Here is a 6,718-nt window from a genome sequence, read left to right as displayed (position 1 = left end):
TCATCGTAGACACCGCCGTTGACTCCTGTTAAACCGCGAACGATGGTGTCGGTAATGGTGACGTTTTCGGCTGTGCTTGGGCCGTTGTTGACTGTGGAAATTGTGTAAGTAACTCTTTGACCCGGTGCTGCTGCCGTATCCCCGATTTTGGTGGTAACTAGGTCGGCAAGAGGTGTGAGAGTTGTGGTGACTGTAGCTTCGTTGTTGGCGGGAGTGGGGTCAGTCGTAGGTGAGGTACTTCTGGCGGTGTTGGTGACGCTGCCGGATGCAGGTGCGATGAAGCTGACTGTGTTGGTGACGGTGACACCGCTGGCTAAGCTGCCTGCGGCGAAGGTGACTATACCTGTATTGTCATCGTAGACACCGCCGTTGACTCCTGTTAAACCGCGAACGATGGTGTCGGTAATGGTGACGTTTTCGGCTGTGCTTGGGCCGTTGTTGACTGTGGAAATTGTGTAAGTAACTCTTTGACCCGGTGCTGCTGCCGTATCCCCGATTTTGGTGGTAACTAGGTCGGCAAGAGCAGCAACAATTGTAGTTGAGACTTGAGAGATGGGTTGGGAACTATTGTTGTTCTCAGGTTTGTCGTCGTAAGTGCTGGATGTGCTATAGGCAGTGTTAGTTAAGGGAGCTGTGACTGTTGGGGAAACTCTTGCGGTGATGGTGCGGGTTTGGCTAGCACCGTTAGCCAGAGTCGGAATCACCGGCCAGATGACCGTCCTCGTTACGGGATTGTATGTGGCGAGGTCGGAGGCGCTGACGAAACTTAAGCCCTCTGGGAGCGGATCTTGAATCAGGACGCTTTCGGCGCTGTTTGGCCCATTATTTGTGGAGGTAATCGTATAGGTAATGGTGCTATTGGGTATGGCATAGATTGGGCCTTTTTTAACAATAGAAACGTCGGCTACGAGTGTAGGTGGATTTATACTTTGAACGATGACATTGTTAACTTCGTGAATGTTTGTACTGTCGCCTGTCGAAGCAGCAAAGCCAAATTTAAAAGTACGTGGCACTGCTCCGTTTAGGGCTTCCAAATTTGGTATGTCGATCAGTGTTTCGCCCGCATCGCTAAAGTCGCCGTCCTTGTTCAAGTCGAAGGCAACTGTAAGACGATGGTTAGGTGTTGTTGAAGTCGTCGGGAATAATGTAATTTGAACGCTTCTTTTAGCCTCACTGCGAATGGATGTAGTTGTGTTATCTGTTTTATTATCTATCCCACCGGGAACGACAGCGTGAGTTAAAAAATTATAAGATGTGCTTTCGCTGCCTCTAAGTGCTACTGAATCCTCTTTGTAGTTGACGCGGGGGTCATTAGAGCCATTTACTGGTCCCGCTGAACCTACTTTTCCCCCTGAAGTAGTGGAAAAAAAGCCAAACTCATCTAATCCGACACCTAAATAACCTCCTACAATACCCGGTGAATTTGAATTAGTATTTTGAGCATAGCCGAGAGAGCCACCATACCCTCCCGCTTGTGTTGGCGTAGCTGTTCCGTCAATGAGGAAAAAACTTGTGCCATCCGCACCAACTTGTGGACCGAATAACTGATTAGACGTATTCACTCTCTGACGAGATCCCGGACTTATGCTATAAGAAAAGAAATCAAAGGTAATTCTCAGACCCTCAGTGGCTGAGATGGGGTTGTTGTAGATTACAAAAGCGGCTTGCCTCGTCACGTTTGATGTTAATCTCAAAGCACCTGTTCCGAGTGGATCGCCAATCCCTAAAGCGGGAATAACGCCGCTGGGATTGGCAGCACCTGCGGTTAAGCCTGGGTTAGGTGTAAGGGTGTTGCCAACTCCATATATCCAAGGCCCGATCGCTGTTGAATTTCTAAATTCTTCAGCCGCTAAGGTTTCCAGGACTGATGTGTAGCCTTCTAGGACTTCTTTTTCAAAGGCTATTTCGGTATTTATTTTTCCTGTAGTAATTTCTAATTCCCAGTCGCCGCCTAATGCTGCACTCCCTGTTAGGTTGTTGGAAGCTGCAACATTTGCTCCTGTTATTTGGCTGAGTTTTTGTATGAATTTTAGACCAGATTCCCCTGCGCCTGTGTTGCAACTTAACAGCAGAATACTACCTGTTTCTTTGAGAGCTTTACCCCACTGCTGCAATTGGCTGGAATAGGTTTCTATATTGTGAATATTGAGTTCTGCCCGGCCGATTTGTACTGACGCTGATGCGCCGTGAGCAACTATTTGAATGCTGTTGAGGCTGTGCCGCGAGGCGGCAATTTCGGTGATTTGTTCGATTCCATCCCGGGTTCTATCGAGCAAGATTACTTCTGTATCGCGTTTCACTCCCCTGAGAAACTCTTGGTAGTTTTCTACTTTTGAATCCACAATCGCTAGATTTTTTAGGCTAGCCGTCTCTGCTTTATGGCTAGCTTGTCTCAAGATTTTAGTCTCCATATTGGTAGATTTCCGTGTTTGTGTAGATGACAAATTTGACAGCTTTGGGATGGTTTTCATTTTTGGTGAATTTGGTTGCTAAATCTAAGCTACCCCTTTTCATAGAGGACGATAAACTTTCACATATAAAGTTTGAAAAATTATTTTTTTATGACACATAATAGTTACCTAGATTTGTTATTTGTGATGTTAGTCAATCATTAGACAGGAATTACTGCGATCGCCCTTGGATGTCCAGATGCGACAGATCGCAGCCAATCATAACATGAATAAGGGGTCACAGCCTTTATATTAGCCAAAACCCTCTATTTTTGGGAAAAATGATATCAGGTCTAACGTTAGTTATATGCTAAATTACTTACCCTTGGGTCAGAACAAGGGGTCAGACCCCTCACGCCGCTGTTCTGAGTCTGGTGACATCGAGGCTGGCTCAGACAGCTTGAACCGTAAATATACTGAAAATATTAATTTCCTAAAAATTGGCAGATTTGGACTTTGAGGTACGATCGCTCTTAAAAGTTGAGAGTACCGCATTTCTAGAGATTTATACTTATACTAATTTGGCGTGCAGTAAACTCACAGCCATGTAATAATAGCAACTCAATGCTACAAAAGTTAACAAAAACACTTGACAAATTATATATGTTAATATCAGGATTGCGGTGACAAAAAAGAACGATCGCCCTTCCATTAAAAAAGAACGATCGCCCTTTACACTCTCTTTATATCTAAATCATCAAACTGCGTCGATCGCACCCTCTAACGCCACTTGCTAAGCGTCAATATCAAGTTCCCGCACTAAAAAAGCCCATTCATCTGCCAATTCTTCAATGACTTTCGCAGTGGGTTTGCCGGCACCGTGTCCCGCTTTAGTTTCAATGCGAATTAACACGGGTTTTTCTCCCGCGTGGGTTTCTTGCAAGGCAGAAGCAAACTTGAAACTGTGGGCCGGAACTACTCGATCGTCGTGATCGGCAGTTGTAATCATTGTCGCCGGATAAGCGGTTCCCGGTTTGAGATTGTGCAACGGAGAATAGCCGTGAATTGTGGGAAATTCTTCGGGATTTTCCGGCGAACCGTATTCAGAAGTCCAAGCCCAACCAATGGTAAACTTGTGGAAGCGCAACATATCCATAACGCCGACTGCGGGCAATGCTGCACCGAACAATTCCGGCCGCTGAGTCATGCAAGCCCCTACTAATAAACCACCATTGCTACCGCCTGCGATCGCCAATTTTGCCGGTTTGGTGTATTTGTTTTCGATCAACCATTCAGCGCCAGCTATAAAGTCATCAAACACGTTTTGCTTGTTCAACTTTTTGCCTGCTTCGTGCCATGATTCGCCGTACTCGCCGCCTCCCCGCAAACAGGCGATCGCATAAACTCCACCCATCTCTAACCACACTATCCTGCTAACAGAAAAACTCGGAGTTAGCGAGATGCCAAAACCACCGTATCCGTAAAGGTAGGTGGGGTTATTGCCATCCAACTGCAAGCCTTTCTTGTGGGTGATAAACATGGGTACTTGCGTACCGTCTTTGCTAGGGTAAAATACTTGTTTTGTCTCGTAATCGTCGGGATTAAAATCGACCTTTGGCTGCCGATAAATCGTACTTTCATCTGTCACCAGATTATAGCGATAAATGGTGTTGGGCGCAGTGAAACTGGTGTAAGCATAAAAGGTTTCGGTGTCGTGCCGCTTGCCGCCGAATCCTCCCGCCGAACCGATTCCGGGCAAGGCAACTTCTCGCACGAAAGAGCCATCTAAGTTGAAAATTTTAATCTGGGTGTACGCGTCTTTCAAGTAGGAAGCGACAAATTGATTGTTCAGGAGGCCGATGCCTTCGAGAGTTTCTGCTGCTTCGGGGATAATTTCTGTGAACCCCCCCTCTCTGGGCGACGGGGGAGTTTCATCACAAGCGAGGGATGAGGGAGGTGGGTTGCTGGTGTCGATCGCAATTACGCGGCCCAGCGGTGCATTCAAGTTTGTTTGAAACCAGAAAAGAGATCCCTCATTGTCGATGAAACTGTACTCAGCCTCGAATTCGCTAATCAGTTCTACAACGGTTGATTCCGGTGCAGTTAAATCCTTGTAGAAAATCAAGTTTTTGGTTTCAGTTCCCTGCCAAACTGAGATAATCAAGTATTTGCCATCTTCGGTGACGCCGCCGCTAAATCCCCACTCTTTTTGGTCGGGTCGCTCGTAGATTAATACGTCTTCAGATTGGGGCGTGCCGATTTGGTGGTAAAACAGTTTTTGGTAATAGTTAACTTCTTCGTGCTTGCTTTTTTCGTTAGGTTCGTCGTAGCGGCTATAAAAAAAGCCTTTACCGTCGTGAGTCCAGGATGCTCCTGAGAATTTAATCCACTTTAAATGGTCTGATAAATCTTCGCCGGTTGCCACCTCACGGACTTTCCATTCCTGCCAGTCGGAACCGGAGTTTGACAAGCCGTAGGCCATGTATTTGCCGTCTTCGCTGATAGCTATTCCACCCAGAGCAACGGTTCCATCTTCTGAGAGAGTGTTGGGGTCAATTAATACTTTGGCTTCGCTATCGAGGGATGTTAAAGTGTAGAGTACGGATTGATTTTGCAGGCCATCATTCTTGTAGTAGAAATAGCGAGATCCTTCTTTGAAAGGTATGCCGTATTTCTCGTAATCCCAAAGTTGAGTCAGGCGCTGTTTGATTTTTTCCCGCGCCGGAATTTCGTTGAGGTAGGCAAAAGTGACTGCGTTTTGGGCTTCCACCCAAGCTTGGGTTTCCTCAGAGTCTGGATTTTCCAGCCATCTGTAGGGGTCGGATACTTTGACGCCGTGGTAGTCGTCTGTTTGGTCGATTTTGCGGGTTGTGGGGTAGGTGAAAGGTCGATCGAATTGGGTCATGATTTTTTACTACTCTCGGTAACTTTTTCCAGTTTACCCTTTCGCGGCAGTGACAGGGGAGAGTCGCTCAATTTGGGATTTGAGATTTTATCCTAAATCTGGGTTAAATAAGTAACCCCACCTCAAAAAACCGAATACTTTGATACCTGAATTTTTTAAAACATTGGGTGTATAACATAGAAGATATCGCCAATAAATACTATTTTAAAATGAGATATAATTAATTTAGTTTTTTTCGGATAAAGTGCTTCCCAAGAATGACTAAATTTCCCCATGACCAGTTTGCAAAAGAATACCTAAGAGAGTTGTTGTCACCTCTAGGAGAAGTAGAAACAAGTAAAGATGTTTCTGCTCAAGTTCGAGAAATTGATATCTGGTTTAAACCCACTTCTGTATCGCCTGAATACGTAGATAATTTAGGTTTATTAGGTCAAATGACTGCGACGGTGGCTGCGATCGAACCATTTCGCAATGCCGTCAATACAGAGGATATTTTCAGTTGTGTTGTCAAACTTTTAAATACTAGGGCAGAATTACTGCGCCGAGCTAATCGAGAAGAGCAACGTTTAGAATCTCAGCAATTACCCCGGTTGTGGATTCTGACTCCCACTGCTTCGGAGGCTTTGTTAAGCAGCTTTAATTTTATGATTCCAGAAGAGTCAGAAGGTTGGGGGAGGGGGGTTTATTTTCTATCGGAAGTTTGGCGAGTAGGATTGATAGCTATTCACCAGCTACCGAATGTTCCAGAAACGATGTGGTTGCGGATTTTAGGTAAGGGTAAAGTACAGCAAGGGGCGATCGCGGAATTAACAAGATTGCCGGTTGATAGTCCCTTACGAGCTAGTACGCTAGAATTATTGTACAACCTGCAAGCGAATCTGCAAGTAAATTTAGCAGCTAGTACCCCAGGAAATCAGGAAGATAAGGAGTTAGTTATGGCACTCGTACCTCTGTTACAACAAAAAATAGATCAGGCCACACAACAAGGAAGAGAAGAAGGAAGAGAAGAAGGAAGAGAAGAAGGAAGAGAAGAAGGAAGAGAAGAAGGAAGAGAAGAAGCACAGCGGTTGATTTTGCAGAACTTTCTGCAAGTCAGATTTGGGGAGTTAGACGCTAAGACAATTGCCTTTTTTTCCTCTGTCTCGGCTTTACCTGTTGGTGAATTCACTATGTTGTTAGTGCAATTATCCACATTGCCCATCGCCCAAGCAGATAGACAACAAGTACAAACTTTAATCGCCGAAAATGTCTTGAGAAAGCGCTTTGGTCAATTAGAAGTAAACATTGTCAATCTCATCCCAAATTTGCTCGCATTGTCTGCCGAAAATTTATCGCTATTGCTGTCACAACTCCCGGATTTGTCAATAGAAGAACTAATTGCTAGATTAGAAAACTCTTCCGTTTGAGTAAAAAAAGAGCGATT

The 6,718-nt window shown here is 45.2% G+C and carries 3 protein-coding genes; 1 reads left to right on the top strand and 2 read right to left on the bottom strand.

Going from position 1 to position 6,718, the window contains the following annotated elements:
- Together QUB24_RS18425 and QUB24_RS18420 are read right to left on the bottom strand one after the other, a co-directional pair.
- A partial coding sequence (locus QUB24_RS18425; protein WP_333154619.1) for a DUF4347 domain-containing protein occupies positions 1-2,411 on the bottom strand: 2,411 nt, incomplete at its 3' end.
- Positions 2,412-3,183: 772 nt separating this feature from the next.
- Positions 3,184-5,295 carry a prolyl oligopeptidase family serine peptidase gene (locus QUB24_RS18420; RefSeq protein WP_333154618.1) on the bottom strand — a complete coding sequence of 704 codons (2,112 nt, stop codon included), beginning with the start codon at positions 5,293-5,295 and terminating at the stop codon, positions 3,184-3,186.
- Positions 5,296-5,552: 257 nt separating this feature from the next.
- Between QUB24_RS18420 and QUB24_RS18415 the strand changes: the two genes are divergently transcribed.
- The gene (locus QUB24_RS18415; RefSeq protein WP_333154617.1) at positions 5,553-6,701 is read left to right on the top strand and encodes a flagellar assembly protein H; all 1,149 of its coding nucleotides are present in this window, start codon (positions 5,553-5,555) and stop codon (positions 6,699-6,701) included.
- The last annotated feature ends 17 nt before the right edge of the window (positions 6,702-6,718 follow it).

It is taken from the genome of Microcoleus sp. B9-D4 (assembly GCF_036705105.1).
Classification (GTDB): Bacteria; Cyanobacteriota; Cyanobacteriia; order Cyanobacteriales; family Microcoleaceae; genus Microcoleus.
Note: the sequence above shows the minus strand (reverse complement) of the source record. Positions and strands in the feature narration are given on the sequence as shown.

Bases quoted from the DNA above. Each gene is read 5' to 3' on its own strand.
- QUB24_RS18420 (WP_333154618.1), bottom strand. From the start codon at position 5,295: ATGACCCAATTCGATCGACCTTTCACCTACCCCACAACCCGCAAAATC.
- QUB24_RS18415 (WP_333154617.1), top strand. From the start codon at position 5,553: ATGACTAAATTTCCCCATGACCAGTTTGCAAAAGAATACCTAAGAGAG.